The sequence below is a fragment of the Streptococcus sp. 10824 genome, from assembly GCF_013276595.1.
Taxonomy (GTDB): domain Bacteria; phylum Bacillota; class Bacilli; order Lactobacillales; family Streptococcaceae; genus Streptococcus; species Streptococcus pseudopneumoniae.
In genome coordinates this window covers 1-14,976 of sequence record NZ_VMLH01000090.1, presented here as the reverse complement: position 1 = coordinate 14,976, position 14,976 = coordinate 1, and the positions used below count along the sequence as shown (strand labels likewise).

The window sequence follows — 14,976 nt, the reverse complement described above, 5'->3', positions numbered from 1 at the left end:
CCTCTCCTTTATATTAAAATTTTCTATCTAAATAATTTTGTAAAATCAGCTGAGCTGCTAACTTATCAATGACTTTCTTGCGCTTATTGCGGCTGATATCTGCTTGTTCAATCAACATACGCTCAGCGGCCACTGTTGTCAAGCGTTCATCTTGATAGTCTACTGGTAAACCAAAAAGCTCTTCTAGCTTTGCTCCGTAGGCTTGACTAGCTTCCACGCGCGGTCCGCTTGTATTGTTCATGTTTTTAGGTAAGCCCACTACAAATCGTTCCACCTTGTAAGTATCAACCAACTCCTTAACGCGATCAAAACCAAATTGGCCTTGCTCCTCATTGATTTGGATGATTTCAAGCCCTTGAGCTGTAAAACCGAGCGGATCGCTAATCGCCACCCCTACCGTTTTTGAACCGACGTCCAATCCCATAATTCTCATAGGTTATAGATCGACTCCTTGTCCTTTAAGGTAGTAGCGGACCAATTCCTCAACGATTTCATCACGCTCATACTTACGGATTTGATTTCGTGCATTATTATAACGAGGAACGTAGGCAGGGTCTCCACTCAATACGTAACCTACGATTTGGTTAATTGGGTTGTAGCCCTTATCGTTCAACGAAGCATAGACATCAGTCAAAGTTTCACTAATTTCTTTTTTATTGGAATCGTCCAATTTAAAACGTACTGTTTCTTCAGTAAATCCCATTCTAACACCCTCTTTCCTTAGAATAGTACCATTATAGCATAATTCCTTACGTTCTACAATTCAGGCAGTCTATTTATTTGGATTTTCTACTGTTCTGTCGCGCCATTTGCCAATCTGTCTGAAATATATTTGCTTGGTTCATTTTTCAAAAGATTTTCCAAGCCAATATTCTTCAAATATTCCAACTGGGAAGCCTTTTTGACGTCCAAAACTTGAAAATCAAAACTAGTCGTTGTTTGAAGTTCTGTTGCGCTTAATAGTTTTGTTTCAAGCTTAAAGCCTGCTAATTTACGAGCTTCTATGATGGACTCATCCTTCTCCTCCGCCTCAAGGAGAGCTTTTTGGGTTTCTTCCACTCCATGTTGGTCAATATAAGTCTTCAACTCATCAGAAACTGGACGTTTTTGTTGAATGGTTAGGTTCAAAAAAGTCTTGTCTTTATAAGTAATGGTTTGGATTTGCTGGCTACCATCATCTGATTTCGGCAAAACCAAAGTCTTGGTGACAACTGTATTCTTCTCAGCATTCTCAATAACTGGCAATGCCGATTGAAGCGTATCTTTTTCTGTTTTTGTAGCTGGTCCAGTTTCTTTTTTCTGTCCGCAACCAACCAGGACAAAAAGGAAAGCTAGACTAACAAGAACTATTTTTTTCATTTCTTTCTTCTTTCTTTTTGAAATTAAAATAGAATAAGACTGGGAATTGCTCCCAGCCTTGATGTTTATAGAGCTGCACGCAAACGTGCTTCTGCATTTTCTACATTACGGACAGAGCGTGGTAGGAAGGCACGAATATCGTCTTCCTTATAGCCAACTTGCAGACGTTTTTCATCTACAAGGATTGGGCTCTTTAAAATTCTAGGTGTTTCCATAATCAGATTGAGGACTTCGTTAACACTCAAATCTTCAATATCCACTCCAAGGGCTTTGGCATAGCGATTTTTAGATGAGACGATACTGGCTATTCCGTTATCTGTTTTGGTTAGAATATCCAGTAATTCTTCTCGCGTAATTCCTTCTTTACCAAGGTTTTGTTCTTTATAACTTAACTGGTGGGCATTAAGCCAGGTTTTTGCTTTTTTACAGCTAGTACAACTTGAGACTGTATAAATTTTAATCATGTACCTACCCCTTTCGCTACATGTTACTATCAGTTTAGTCTATTATACCATAAAAAACATCCGACTTGCGACCTATTTTTAATTTTTTTTGACTTTTTTCGTCATTTTCGTACTTTTTTCTTGACAAACAACTAAATGACTATCAACTCTTTTGGAGCTAGGGTCAATAATTCACAACCTGTCTCTGTAATCAGGATATCATCCTCGATACGAACGCCATATTTGCCTTCGATATAGATACCTGGTTCATCGGTCAAGGCCATACCTGACTTAATAGTTTCTGTAGAAGTTTGGCTAAAGTAAGGCTCTTCATGGATATCCAGTCCAATACCGTGTCCGATACCGTGGGTAAAGTAGTCACCATAGCCTGCCTCGATGATAATATCACGAGGAATTTTGTCAAAGTCACGGAAACCTAAGCCAGCCTTAGCCTGTTCAATCAAGGCTTGGTTAGCTTTTAGAACTGTATTGTAAATCTCTGCTTGCTCGTCGCTGACATGCCCCAGATAGATAGTCCGTGTCATATCACTGACATAGTGGTCGTAGAGGCAACCGAAGTCCATGGTAATAGCTTCTCCTAGCTCCACTGGTTTGTGCATAGGATGGGCATGGGGTTTGGAAGAGTTGATACCGCTAGCTAGGATAGTGTCAAAAGACAAGCCAGATGCTCCCAACTCACGCATACGGAAGTCAAGGAAGTTGGCTATTTCAATCTCTGTCTTTCCTGGTTTGATAAAGTCAAGCGCATCGCGGAAAGCTTGGTCTGAGATAGAACAAGCCTTACGAATAGCTGCAATCTCCGCTTCATCCTTAATCATTCGAAGACCTTCGACAAACTGAGTTTGTGGAAGCAAGTCAATTCCTTCAAAGGCGGCCTGCATACGGTGATAATAAGAGACTGAAATCTCATCTTCAAAACCGATTCGAGATAAGCCCATGTCCTTAACAATTCCTGTAATGACAGCCAATTCATCACGGTCAGCCACAATCTCAAAGCCACTGGTTTCTTGCTTAGCTGCAATGATATAGCGAGAGTCTGTCACCAAGACCTGACGGTCGCGGCTGATAAAGACTGTTCCGTTTGAGCCCCAAAAACCAGTCAAGTAGTAGACGTTTTTAAGATTGTTGATGATGATACCATCTAGTTCTTTTTCTTGCATTTTAGCTAGAAATGCTTGTACGCGTTTATTCATGATGTAATTTTCCTTTCAAATAATGTCCTGTGTAGCTGGCTTCCTTGGCCGCTACTTCTTCTGGAGTTCCTGTTGCGATGATGGTTCCACCACCGACACCGCCCTCAGGTCCCAAGTCAATAATATGGTCTGCCGTCTTGATAACATCCAGATTGTGCTCAATGACAAGAACTGTATTGCCATCATCGACAAAGCGAGCTAAAACCTTGAGCAAGCGAGCGATATCCTCGGTATGGAGTCCTGTCGTCGGCTCATCCAGAATGTAGAAAGATTTTCCTGTCGATCGTTTGTGGAGTTCACTAGCCAGCTTCATACGCTGGGCTTCTCCCCCAGAAAGGGTGGTAGCTGGTTGCCCTAGCGTCACATAGCCCAGTCCCACATCCTTGATAGTCTGAAGTTTACGCTGAATTTTCGGAATGTGTTGGAAAAACTCCACCGCATCATTGACGGTCATATCCAAGACCTGCGAGATATTCTTTTCCTTGTAGTGAACTTCTAGGGTTTCACTATTGTAGCGGGTTCCGTGGCATACTTCACAAGCCACATAAACATCTGGCAAGAAGTGCATCTCAATCTTGATGATCCCATCACCTGAGCAGGCTTCACAACGACCACCCTTGACGTTGAAACTGAAGCGCCCCTTCTTGTAACCACGAATCTTGGCTTCGTTTGTTTGAGCAAAAAGGTCACGTATATCGTCAAAGACACCTGTATAGGTAGCTGGGTTGGACCTCGGCGTCCGTCCGATAGGGCTCTGGTCAATATCAATCAAGCGGTCGACATGCTCAATCCCTGTAATAGCCTTAAACTTACCAGGTTTATCTGAATTGCGGTTGAGCTTCTGGGCAATGGCTTTTTTGAGGACACTGTTGATCAAGGTCGATTTCCCTGAACCTGATACACCTGTCACCGCGATGAATTTTCCTAGTGGGAAGCGAGCTGTGACATTTTGCAGGTTGTTCTCACGCGCACCTGTCACCTCGATAAAACGGCCATTTCCGGTACGGCGCTCTTCTGGCACTGGAATAGCACGTTTGCCTGACAAGTACTGGCCTGTGATAGACTTACTGTTGCGAGCCACCTGCTTGGGCGTACCTGCAGCAACAATCTCTCCACCAAAAACACCGGCACCGGGACCAACGTCAATCAGATAATCAGCCTCACGCATGGTATCTTCGTCATGTTCCACTACTATGAGAGTATTACCCAAATCACGCATCTTTTTGAGGCTAGCAATCAGACGATCATTATCCCTCTGGTGAAGACCGATTGACGGCTCATCTAGGATATAGAGGACACCTGATAGGTTAGAACCAATCTGGGTTGCCAAGCGAATACGCTGACTTTCCCCACCTGAAAGGGTTCCTGCTGAACGTGACAGGGTTAGATAGTTTAGACCCACGTTATTAAGGAAGGTCAAACGATCCTTGATTTCCTTGAGAATAGGACGAGCAATAATAGCTTCATTTTCAGATAAGGTCAGCTGGCTCACCAAGTCCAAGTGGTCTGCGATAGACAAGTCTGAGATTTCTCCGATATGTGGCCCTTGCTGGCCACCAACACGGACAGACAAGGCCTGATCATTAAGACGGTAACCACGACAAGTTCCGCAGGTCAGCTCATTCATGTAAAGGCGCATCTGGGTGCGCGTGTAATCGCTGTTTGTCTCGTGATAGCGACGTTTGATATTATTGACAACTCCCTCAAAAGGAATGTCAATATCGCGCACTCCACCAAATTCATTCTCATAGTGGAAATGGAATTCCTTGCCATCTGACCCATAGAGAATCAAGTTCTTATCCTCTTCTGACAAGTTCTCAAAAGGCTTATCCATATCCACTCCAAAAGCTGTCATAGCCTGCTCTAGCATATTTGGATAGTAGTTGGATGAGATAGGATTCCAAGGAGCTAAGGCTCCCTCACGTAAGGTTTTACTGGCATCTGGCACTACCAAATCAGTATCCACCTCCAGCTTGATGCCCAAGCCATCACACTCACTACAAGAGCCAAAGGGAGCATTGAAAGAGAAGAGACGAGGCTCTAACTCTGGCACAGTAAAGCCACAAACTGGGCAGGCATAATGCTCAGAGAAGAGCAACTCAGAGTCATCCATAGTGTCGATAATGACATAGCCTTCTGCGATACGAAGGGCAGCCTCAATGGAATCAAAGAGACGACTACGAATGCCCTCCTTGATAACAATACGGTCAACCACGACATCGATATTGTGTTGCTTGCTCTTAGACAACTCTGGCACTTCGGTTACATCATAGACTTCTCCATCCACACGGACACGAACATACCCATCTTTCTGAACCTTCTCGATAACACTCTTATGTTGACCTTTTTTCTTGCGGATGACAGGGGCCAAAATCTGCAAGCGCTGGCGTTCAGGTAACTCCAAAACCTTATCAACGATTTGCTCCACCGAAGAAGCCTTGATAGCTCCATGCCCCTTGATACAGTAAGGCGTCCCCACACGTGCGTAGAGAAGACGCAGATAGTCATTGATTTCAGTCGTTGTTCCCACCGTCGAACGAGGGTTTTTGCTAGTCGTTTTCTGGTCGATAGAAATAGCTGGGCTGAGACCATCAATAGCATCTACATCTGGTTTTTCCATATTGCCCAAGAACTGACGAGCGTAGGCGGACAAACTCTCTACATAGCGACGTTGTCCCTCCGCATAGAGGGTATCAAAAGCCAGACTGGACTTCCCTGAACCTGACAAGCCAGTCACGACAACCAGCTTATCTCGCGGAATCTCCACATCAATATTTTTTAAATTATGGGCACGCGCCCCATGAATGACAATTTTATCTTGCATCTTTGTTCTTTCTAGTCCATTATTGCTTACCATTATACCAAAAAAAGTGAGATTCTATTACCCAAAAGGCTGAATTTGTAGTATAATAAAAAACTTCTTATTTTATGTTTCCTTAGGGCTTCCTAACCCTTATATCACGCGCTTTTTAATAAAAATCACTAATATTACTTTTTACTACTTGCTCCCCCAAAGTACACAAAAAGGGGAGCAAAAAAGCCCCACAAAAGGGCTAAGATTTGACGAGTTCAGCAGGCAAGAAACTAGCACGGTCAAACGTGCTTTTTTTATTGCTGGTTGCTGATAGGTATATTATACCATGAAGCGCGTGGTTTATAAGATTATGACCTCACAAAAGCCCCCAGATTCGTTTCTGAGGGCTTCTAGTTTATCCATGGTGTTTTTAGTTGTCCAGTACGAAACAAAGCAAAATAGGGGCGAATATGAAGCCTCGGCCTACATTTGCCAACATTTATGCTTCTAATTCTTGTAGTAAGGTTAAATCTAAATCATCAAGGTCAACATCTATTTCAAAATCTATGTTTAAATCTATGTCTATATCCATGTTTAAATCTATCTCCATATCCTCTAATTGGATATTCTCCGGATCAATCAAAAAATCTTCAATCATGTCATTCCCCCTCACTTAAATCTCAACATTTCTCAACAAAACACCACAAACGCCTACCTATATACTTCTAGTTCTCCGTTCTGGTGGATTCTCGCAAAGTTTAAGACGGCTATCTGTTTGTATCGGTGGTAGCTAGTGGAGCTAGTACCTGCCATCTCTACGCATTCACTCATTGTTTTCTTCCTCATGTAGCAATAATGGATAATAAAGTATTTTCTGGCTCGTTTGTTCTCTATACTATTGATGTCTTGGGCGAATATCTCCAATCCCTCACGGATTGCTTTTTCATGCTCACCGCTCAAATTCCACTGATCAGGTAAGATAAGTTCCCAAACCTCTTCATCTATCCTAACTTGGTTTTCACTCCCTGCCATCCTCTGGAATCTCAGAAAGTAAGTCATCCGCTCTCTTACGTTCATCATCGTTTTAAACTTATCCAGCTCCATTAGTTTGCTCCTTCATGATATAATATTATTGAGATTATAGCTGAGGCGGAGCGCCTTGGCTTTTTTTGCTATTTATCTATGTTCGCTCAAGGTTCGAGGGAGATAGCCCCCATATCTCCTTATGGTTTGATAAGCAATTAAGGGATGTTTTTATTTCTCTTATTTCCTTGTCATTCTGCAAGCAATTAAGGCAAGTTATTTCTTTGCTTATCTGCTTATCATTTGGTAAGCAACAAATCCAAAATAACAGACTTTTAAACTGCTCTTATCTCCTTATCATTTGGTAGGAAAATAAGGAGAGTTATTTTAGTTCTTATTTCCCTGTCATTTTGTAAGGAGAAAATTCAAATTAAGGAAGCTAATAAGTCTCCTTATCTCCTTACAGTTTTTCAGGGAGCAAAATCAAAATAAGCGATGTTATTTCCTGGCTTATTTCCTTACCGTTTGACAAGGAGAAAAACGAAAATAAGGAGCTTTTAAATTCGTCTTAACTCCCTATCGTTTTGTAAGCAATTAAGAAGGCTTATTGTCGTCCTTATCTGCTTGATAAATGATAGGAGGATATATCCACTTTCTCGGCGTTCGCTCGGAGTTCAATGCTTTCCCGCGAGAAAAAATGTACAGTGACGGTGTGAAGCTCATAGAAGCGCGTGGGGAGGGAGATAGCCCCACTGTGTTATAAAATTGGAGTACCTTTAACGGTCGAAAAATCAAGCCAAACACTTAGTAATACTACATTATACAAAAATTAAAAACATTTCAAAAAGGGAATTTTTTGCACAGAAGAGGGGCGCGTTCCTATTCCCGAACGTTATATACCCCCGTTCAAAAATCAAGGGGGGTATTTGCATACTTTTTATTCCCTTATCCTTTTCCAGTTAGTCAATCTCATGTCATTCAAACATAAAAGAGAAAGAGAAATCATTTGTTAACTATTGCTAACATTGCATTTCATTCATCTATTGTTATTGATTTGATTATATCAATCAATAAAGAATGCAATCAACACAAAGTATTTTTGATTACTGACTAATTCAATTTGATCATAACACCTAGAGAAAGGTAAATGTATCTACTAATCAAATTACTAATAACATCTTACTCTAATCTTGCAACTATCTTTATTCCTTTTGTCAGGCATATTTACTACCACTACCTAAGCGAAATCTCACCTTTTCTAACCCTCAAAAAACCTCTCTGCTTTGTGGTATCCTTGTGGTTATATCACTAGAAAAAAAGCCCTGTACCTTTGTAAAACCTTAGTATTTTAAAATACACAACCTTATACTAATCTTATACTTTTTATATATGCTACCTTACCAAAACCTTACCATTTTTCGGAACGCTTACCGCACCCTTTTTTGGAACGCTCTACTTACTTAAATCCTTGATATATCTAGCTTTTTTATCATTCAAACCGTCTAATATGTAGTATTTGTTTGTTTTGTAAATTGCACACTACTTCATATTGTCCTACAATCTCAAACCATTCAGCCAAAATCTATCCCCTTTTTCAATATACTTCAAAAACTTCTTATAGTGCTTATGATACCTGTCACGTTTCATATACCTTGGTCTTTCAGGGAAACCATCAAACATATATCTACCACGTCTAGGACTCCACCCTGGTTCTACCTTTCTGGCTTCTTTTAGTGCAAGCTCCCAGTAGTATTGGCAATCCGTTTTACTACGGTTCAGGGTACTCTTGTGGATATCTAGACAAGTACCGCAACTAAAATACAAATACCGTTTATAAAGCAACCTGCACCGTCTCCCACAATCAGGGCAAAGAAAGAAATATCGATTACCTCCCTTAGTTCCTGCTATTCTGTCTAATTCAAATGACTCTCCACCAAAATCAATCATTAAACTGTCCAAATCAATCTCTAAACGTTGACCGTCCAACTCGGCTATACCCTTAGATATTCCTCTCAGCTTCATTGGTTTAGTGATTGTTTCTATTGCTAACTGCTTCATTATTTCCCCCTATATGGAAAAACCCAAAACTATTGGGTTCAGTAGTAGTGAAACCACAAAAAGAGGCAATGCCCCTTTGCTACTATTCTTCACTGAGTAAGCCACTTACTACCACATCACGGACAAATTGAGCTTGTTTTTCTTTGGGTAGTTGCAAAGCTTCAAGTAAAGACTCTAGAACTTGCTTGTCAGTTCCTGCAATCAACTTCTTAATGATATTCTGGAATTGTCCTTCCAAGTACTCGCAAAAATGTATCCGCTGTGCTTGTGTCGGCTGCACTGGTACTGGTAAGCTATCTGCAATCAGCAAGAAGCAGGCTTCCGCGATTTGGGCGAATAACTTTGCACGCGCTTCAGGGTGTCTGTATAACTCATAGGCATTTATGCTGGTGTCTTCCGTCCGAAGCTTCTCACCTAGTTCAATCAGTTTAGGCGTATCTTCAAGACATACTGGTGTTGCATCCGCCATAAAATCGTCACGTTTGCGATTGAGTTCCTCCAGTTCCTGATCTGCCTGTTCAAAGTATGCTGGTTCTATCATGGAATTCCTCCTTTTTTATTTGGTTAAAAATTACGCTTCATCCTCTTGTCTTTGATGTCTGTCATGTTGTATACATTCCCCTCTGACCGTTTGCCAATGCGACTGACTAGCTTATCATTATAGATTCTGGCCAGCTCTTTTCCGTTGTGATTGGTGTTGATGATAGTTGTGTCTCGCTTATCAAAAATCTTGAAAAGAAAGGCCTGTACCCAATTATTAGCTTCATTTTTTTGGCTGTTCATAACGCTTTCTGTTCCTAAATCATCAATAAAGAGATAGTCAACCTCAGTCAGTAACTTCAAGGCATCATACTCTGTAAAATCACTCTGTCTATACTGCCAACCTGACTGAATGCGCGTGATAATCTCAGTAATACTGACAAAAAGCACACTCTTAGGCTCATTCCTAGACTTATAGCCCTCGTTAATGGCTTTGGCCATGGAATAGCATAAATGACTTTTACCAGTGCCTGGTTTCCCCATAATCAGCGTGTTGCCCGTCATGCCGTTTAGGTACTGCTTAGCTTGCTTGATAGCAAATTCCTTGGCCTCGTGTTCCTCTTTTGTCCCAGCTTTGAAAGTGCTAAAAGAGGCCTCTCTCAGCTCATTTGACGCCGTGCTTTCACGCGCTAGCACATCATAAGTTGAAGAGTCCAGATCATGCCCTAGGGCTTTTTCTACGCCCTCTAGCTCCGTCTGTTTGATGTTCTCCCTAGTACATTCCATACAGTAGGGTGATGTATAACCATCTGGCTTTTTGAATTGTACTAGGTTAATCTGATGGGTTGGGCAAAGCTCATCAGTGACCTTTATTTTTTCATTGAGCTGGTCTGTATTCAGTAATTCCATTGTTTCTCCTCTCCGTCAGTAGATAAACGGATCTTGAATATCATCGTCAGACTGACCTTGTTTCTTTTGCTGAAACAGTCTCTGTTCATCTTCGACTTGTACCATGGTTCTAATACCATTCTGTCGCCAGTTCTTGAGTATTGAATTGATATAGCTAAAAGATCGCTTGCCGTTATCTGCAGCCTTGTCTATAGCAATCTTGATAACCTCTAGCTCCATACCGTCAAGAGTGAGATAGTCAGTCAGTATTTGATATTGTTGCCCATCCATAACCCCTATACGCTTTTGGTAATAGTTAGAGATTTCAGCAGTAGGAGCAGAAGAAGTTTTTTTCTCTATCTCTTCTTCTAACTCTATCTCTATCTCTATCTCTTTCTCTTTCTCTATCTCTGTTGGACACGAATTGGAAATTGTCAAAGATGGTTGGACTTCTTCCAATTTTGCTTTTTTTCGTTGTTCACGTTTATAGTTTGCCCAGTTTGTTTCACTCTCAACCAAGGCTTTTGCCTGCGGTAGTTCTGCGTTTTTATCTTCATCAACTTGTATTAGACCACACTTAGTAAAGTATGCCATGGTCATATCTATATCATCTTCCGATACGTCTAATTTTAGGGCTAACTCTTCCTTGAGATTGTCAAAGTAACCCTCATAGTATAAAATACAGTCACTTTCTAAGCTCTCTAGCATGAGCCTAATATAAATCACCGTCATAGTATACCCACCAGGTACCGTTTTTAGTCTCTTGATAAAAATATTATCAAAAAATTTCTTATCAATTTTTAGCCAAAAATATATTTTAGTTTTTGCCATTCTCCACCCCCAGAAACTGCCAGATGTCCGTAACTTTGTAATAGATTTTCCTAGTATCTTCTAGCGGTGGCTGATACCGTCTTAGCCCTGCTTTTTCCCACTTTTGGAGTGTCATGTATTTTATATCTAACTCGTCCATGACTTCCTGGGCTGATATTAAACCTGTCAGTCGTGGTTTGAGTCTATCACGCGCTTCCAGGTATCTTTCCACTACCTCCAGAATGCCATGCGCTAGGTCTTGCTCACTTTCTCGGCTTAGGCTAAACATATCCGCCCACCTCCTTCAAGGTTTCTTTGTAGCTCTCTAAATCAGCATTTAAAAGGACAGTTAGGCGTTTCTGTTCTTCCTGTACTTGGTTATAGAATGCTTTTGCTCCGTCCAGTAACTCATCTTTATTTGCTGGGATAAAATATCCTCTAAATGTTCCGTGTCGAACCCCAACAATAGGAACGCTATGGCGCGTGATTAGACGGCTGATAATATCTTGCACGGTTCTTTCTGCCAGCTTAGTGATCAGGCTGATTTCTGCCCCTGTTATGGAGTTCTCAGCCCCTACCTTGATTAGTCTTAATACTCGTTTGTCATTCTCTGATAGACTCATTCAGTTCCTCCCCATACATTGACCCCTGCAAGCTGGATATATCGCCCATAATCAGGGTTTAAATCCTCGCTAGGTGTTTCTATCGTCTGTTGGTTTTCTCGCTCAAATTGGGCGCTTTTTTTGCGGTCTCGGTGGTTTAGATAAAGCAGTAAGCCAATCAGTACCACGGAAAAGATAAGTGCCTGTGTGTTGCTCAAATCTAACTCATTCATGTTATGTCCTCGCTTTGTAATTCTTGATATAGTCCACTTGATCAGTTCGCTCCATCTTCAAAAACTCATCCACCTCTTTGGGTGTTACCTTTCTATCTACAAAATCAGCAATAAACTGGAAGAGGTTAGGGTGTCTCTCCTTGATTTCAGCTATTACTTCATCAAATTCTGCTTGTGTCATGTCATCTAAGTTTAGAGTCATGTTCTTCCTCCAATTCTCTGATGTACATTTCAATAGCATTAACTAGATTTTCCTTTGTCTTGATAAGACAATCATAAGCAAGGTTAAAAATAGCGCCCTGTGTGTCGTATTCCAAAGTTAAAAGCATGGTCTTTTCTTTGCTACTTATGTTTTTACTGAAAAAGTGAAAAGTAGCCCCCAAGGCGTTTTCAGCGGTGTTAAGTCCTAGCGTTAGATTATCTAATTCATCTAAAATATTTCTCATATCTTCTTTTGTCATGGTTGTTTCCTTTCGTTTGCCTTTTACTATACAGGATATCCTCACGCTCAAGATTGCCGTCGGAAAGCGCGGGGCTTTTTGAGTTGTTTCTTATAACGTTAATCCTCACGCTCAGAGTCGCCAAATTGAAAGCGTGAGAAAGTACCAGTTTTAAGAGTTGGCGCTCTCCGTATGGTCAAATTGCCCTAGATATGCTATAATCTAGGTATAAATCTTTACTAAAACCTCTTTGATAATAGCTTGCCTGCTTTTTGTTAAATTCGTTTTAGTGTTAGTGTGAAAGGCTCTGCGGTGTGGTTATTGCTAAGCCTTTTTTGTTGTTCTCACACGCTTCTTTGGCGTGTTTTTTTATTTCTGAATGCCATAGCCTTGATTTCTTGATAACTCATATTCAAGCCAATCAAGGCTATTACCATGTCCTCAAATGCCTGGTATTGCTCCAGCTCCTCACTGGTCAAGCTATCAATGCCATTATAGCCCCCACGTTCTTCCCTTAACTGCTTAGCGTTCCTGTCGGTTACTGCTTTCAGTAGCAAGTTGTTCATGGTGCTATGTGCATGCTTTGGTGCATTAGGCCATGTCTCAATACTGTCATGCAGTGTTTTTCTTTTTGGCTTTTCTAGCGCCCTCTGCATACGAAACTTAGAAAGTTCCTCACGCATTTCAAAGAAGGCTTTGACTAGGTTCTTTTTAAACCCCTTGACGGGTTCTGTATTCCGTAAGTAAGTGATCAGCAATGTTGCTTGTTGCTCATTCAAAATATAGTCCCGTACATTTTGCCCACTCTCTGAAGGTGAAATTTTAAATTGCACCTTTCCAAAGCTTTCAAAGTCCTCTCGGTGCTTATTCAGCAAAATCTTCAAATGTCTGTGCTTAACTTCTGCACACTCTGCCACAATACTGCTCAGCGTATACGGCTCTTTTTTACCGTCCATGTAGACTAGTTCCATGTTTTTGCTCCTTTCTTAGATTTCCTTTTGATTTAGTTCTATTTTTTTCGTACTATCTCCTAAAAAAATATCGTCCAGTTTTACCTGATACAATTCCGATAACTCTTTAAGTAGCTCAAAAGGGATTAGCGTACTATCTTTTTCGTACTTTGAGATAGTCTGAAAATTCTTGTTGACCTTCTTAGCCACTTGGCGCAAAGTAAAACCTGCATTTACTCGACACGCTCTTAGCGTCCATTGTGCCATATTCTTATAGCTCCTTTCAAGATTGATAAAATCATAGTACTATTTTTTTCGTACTTTGTCAACGCTGTTGTTGAAAAATTTTATTTTTTTCGTACTTTGTCTTTTTTGTGTTATAATCAGGTTGTAGAATTAAAGTAAGGGAGTTTTTAACAATGGCAAAAAATAGCCCTCAGGATTTAAAGAATAGAGAATATTTCTCTAATAATCTTAACCGTGTTATGAAAGAAAAAGGTATCAGACAGATAGACCTGCATAATGCTTTAGAAATTCCTAAAAGTACAATAACTGGTTATGTAAAAGGTAGATCAATGCCAACATCTGGCAATCTTCAAAAACTTGCTGATTATTTGGGAGTGAAAAAATCTGATCTTGACCCTCGCTTTTCTGACAAAGATGTTTACAAAGAATTTTTATATATGTTAGATAAACAATTAGACGAAGAAAAATACCTCGTAAAAAATGTTTCAAAAGATAAAATTTTTCAGAAAGTAAAAGAGAGAGAGAAAAGGGACAAGGAAATAATTGAACTAGCAAAGAGTAAAAATTTCCCAATCAGTCCTGAAGAGTTTCTCACTACTATCACTGAATCATTAAATGAATACAATCCCAAAGACAACTATGAAGTTTTAAATGCCCTTGCGCTAAAGACAAGTAATATCCTATTCTGGCTAGATATTGTATTTCAAAAAACAAGTAGTGAATTCTACATAGTTTTTGAAGATAAGGAATTCAACCAAGAATATTACAACAAATTATATAAAAAGTTTGAAAATCTATTTGAAGAAATTAAGTCTTTAGCTCTTCAAGAAGCTAAGAAAGATAAAGAAAATCTAGATGATTTTGCGTTACTTTGGGGTATAGACTAACCCACGCGCCACAATGTTAAACAATCCTGAAGCGCGTGGATTCTCGTGGTTCGCTCAAACTTCAAGCCAATATAAGCCCCATATCTACTAATTTTGTTGATGTCAACAAATGTCAACCACTTACAATATTTTAGAAAGGACTACCATGGTTAAAATCAACGCAAACGGTAAAGAAATCACTTTACTAGCCAATAATACTGATTATGTTAGCTTGACAGATATAGCTAAATATAAAAATAGCGAAGATCCTAGAATAGTTATTTCAAACTGGCTTAGTAGTTATGCTACTATAGACTTTTTAGCAACTTGGGAAAGTATTAATAGTCATAACCACCCGTGAAAACGGGTGGCTTGTACACCGGCTATAAGCCGTTTCTCTCCAGCGGCGTCTAAAGACGCTCGCTGAACTTCGTTCAGGTCGTGCTATATTACTTGACTAATGCCCGTCACAACGGGCTTTTACCTTGTTCTAAATCCGCCATCAGAAAACGGATCTTCATATTCTTTTACACTCAGCTTATCGAGTGCAATGTCATTCTTTTCCTGCTC

Annotated in this window: 21 protein-coding genes and 1 pseudogene; 2 read left to right on the top strand and 20 right to left on the bottom strand. The window is 40.3% G+C overall.

Features of this window, described 5'->3' with window-relative positions; all coding sequences use genetic code 11:
- Positions 1 to 13: 13 nt before the first annotated feature.
- From ruvX to HT701_RS08400, 19 genes are all read right to left on the bottom strand, one after another.
- Entirely contained in the window at positions 14 to 433 is a 420-nt protein-coding gene (gene ruvX, locus HT701_RS08490) for a Holliday junction resolvase RuvX (protein WP_004239076.1), read from the bottom strand.
- A gap of 3 nt (positions 434 to 436) precedes the next feature.
- The gene (locus HT701_RS08485) at positions 437 to 703 is read right to left on the bottom strand and encodes an IreB family regulatory phosphoprotein (RefSeq protein ID WP_000507059.1); all 267 of its coding nucleotides are present in this window, start codon (positions 701 to 703) and stop codon (positions 437 to 439) included.
- Positions 704 to 789: 86 nt separating this feature from the next.
- Positions 790 to 1,359: an SP0191 family lipoprotein gene (locus HT701_RS08480; protein WP_119919647.1), complete on the bottom strand. Its 570-nt coding sequence runs from the start codon at positions 1,357 to 1,359 to the stop codon at positions 790 to 792.
- 65 nt (positions 1,360 to 1,424) lie between these two features.
- Positions 1,425 to 1,823 carry a transcriptional regulator Spx gene (gene spx, locus HT701_RS08475; RefSeq protein ID WP_000591165.1) on the bottom strand — a complete coding sequence of 133 codons (399 nt, stop codon included), beginning with the start codon at positions 1,821 to 1,823 and terminating at the stop codon, positions 1,425 to 1,427.
- Between the two features lie 131 nt (positions 1,824 to 1,954).
- Complete coding sequence (locus tag HT701_RS08470) at positions 1,955 to 3,016, bottom strand: Xaa-Pro peptidase family protein (RefSeq protein ID WP_001042864.1); 1,062 nt, start codon at positions 3,014 to 3,016, stop codon at positions 1,955 to 1,957.
- Complete coding sequence (uvrA, locus tag HT701_RS08465) at positions 3,009 to 5,840, bottom strand: excinuclease ABC subunit UvrA (protein ID WP_172931426.1); 2,832 nt, start codon at positions 5,838 to 5,840, stop codon at positions 3,009 to 3,011. Before uvrA ends, HT701_RS08470 begins: the two co-directional genes overlap by 8 nt.
- A gap of 469 nt (positions 5,841 to 6,309) precedes the next feature.
- Positions 6,310 to 6,468 carry a hypothetical protein gene (locus HT701_RS08460; RefSeq protein WP_165852368.1) on the bottom strand — a complete coding sequence of 53 codons (159 nt, stop codon included), beginning with the start codon at positions 6,466 to 6,468 and terminating at the stop codon, positions 6,310 to 6,312.
- A gap of 53 nt (positions 6,469 to 6,521) precedes the next feature.
- On the bottom strand, positions 6,522 to 6,914 hold the full coding sequence (locus HT701_RS08455; protein WP_119919645.1) for a transcriptional regulator: 393 nt from the start codon (positions 6,912 to 6,914) through the stop codon (positions 6,522 to 6,524).
- 1,473 nt (positions 6,915 to 8,387) lie between these two features.
- Positions 8,388 to 8,891: a hypothetical protein gene (locus HT701_RS08450; RefSeq protein ID WP_119919642.1), complete on the bottom strand. Its 504-nt coding sequence runs from the start codon at positions 8,889 to 8,891 to the stop codon at positions 8,388 to 8,390.
- 82 nt (positions 8,892 to 8,973) lie between these two features.
- A complete protein-coding gene (locus HT701_RS08445; protein ID WP_119919641.1) occupies positions 8,974 to 9,432 on the bottom strand; it encodes a hypothetical protein in 459 nt (152 codons plus the stop codon).
- 23 nt (positions 9,433 to 9,455) lie between these two features.
- Positions 9,456 to 10,280, bottom strand: coding sequence for an ATP-binding protein (locus HT701_RS08440; protein WP_119919640.1), 825 nt, complete (start codon positions 10,278 to 10,280; stop codon positions 9,456 to 9,458).
- 15 nt (positions 10,281 to 10,295) lie between these two features.
- Complete coding sequence (locus tag HT701_RS08435; RefSeq protein ID WP_172931425.1) at positions 10,296 to 11,090, bottom strand: DnaD domain protein; 795 nt, start codon at positions 11,088 to 11,090, stop codon at positions 10,296 to 10,298.
- A complete protein-coding gene (locus HT701_RS08430) occupies positions 11,077 to 11,358 on the bottom strand; it encodes an XRE family transcriptional regulator (protein WP_119919638.1) in 282 nt (93 codons plus the stop codon). Before HT701_RS08430 ends, HT701_RS08435 begins: the two co-directional genes overlap by 14 nt.
- Complete coding sequence (locus HT701_RS08425) at positions 11,351 to 11,692, bottom strand: DNA-binding protein (RefSeq protein ID WP_119919637.1); 342 nt, start codon at positions 11,690 to 11,692, stop codon at positions 11,351 to 11,353. The genes HT701_RS08430 and HT701_RS08425 overlap by 8 nt, the downstream gene beginning before the upstream one ends.
- Positions 11,689 to 11,904, bottom strand: a complete 216-nt coding sequence (locus tag HT701_RS08420; protein ID WP_119919636.1) for a hypothetical protein — start codon at positions 11,902 to 11,904, stop codon at positions 11,689 to 11,691. The genes HT701_RS08425 and HT701_RS08420 overlap by 4 nt, the downstream gene beginning before the upstream one ends.
- 1 nt (position 11,905) lies before the next feature.
- Positions 11,906 to 12,106, bottom strand: a complete 201-nt coding sequence (locus HT701_RS08415; RefSeq protein WP_119919635.1) for a hypothetical protein — start codon at positions 12,104 to 12,106, stop codon at positions 11,906 to 11,908.
- A complete protein-coding gene (locus HT701_RS08410) occupies positions 12,087 to 12,365 on the bottom strand; it encodes a hypothetical protein (protein WP_119919634.1) in 279 nt (92 codons plus the stop codon). Before HT701_RS08410 ends, HT701_RS08415 begins: the two co-directional genes overlap by 20 nt.
- Positions 12,366 to 12,688: 323 nt before the next feature.
- A complete protein-coding gene (locus HT701_RS08405) occupies positions 12,689 to 13,315 on the bottom strand; it encodes a Rha family transcriptional regulator (protein ID WP_138705662.1) in 627 nt (208 codons plus the stop codon).
- Between the two features lie 15 nt (positions 13,316 to 13,330).
- Positions 13,331 to 13,561 carry a helix-turn-helix transcriptional regulator gene (locus HT701_RS08400; RefSeq protein ID WP_000090006.1) on the bottom strand — a complete coding sequence of 77 codons (231 nt, stop codon included), beginning with the start codon at positions 13,559 to 13,561 and terminating at the stop codon, positions 13,331 to 13,333.
- A 152-nt stretch (positions 13,562 to 13,713) separates the two neighbouring features.
- On the opposite strand from HT701_RS08400, the gene HT701_RS08395 reads away from it, so the two are divergent.
- Entirely contained in the window at positions 13,714 to 14,427 is a 714-nt protein-coding gene (locus HT701_RS08395; RefSeq protein WP_001107589.1) for a helix-turn-helix transcriptional regulator, read from the top strand.
- A 145-nt stretch (positions 14,428 to 14,572) separates the two neighbouring features.
- Positions 14,573 to 14,767 carry a KilA-N domain-containing protein gene (locus HT701_RS08390; RefSeq protein WP_119919632.1) on the top strand — a complete coding sequence of 65 codons (195 nt, stop codon included), beginning with the start codon at positions 14,573 to 14,575 and terminating at the stop codon, positions 14,765 to 14,767.
- A 119-nt stretch (positions 14,768 to 14,886) separates the two neighbouring features.
- Here HT701_RS08390 and HT701_RS08385 read toward each other — a convergent pair.
- Positions 14,887 to 14,976 (bottom strand): annotated as a pseudogene (locus tag HT701_RS08385) (IS200/IS605 family transposase); the annotation flags it as partial.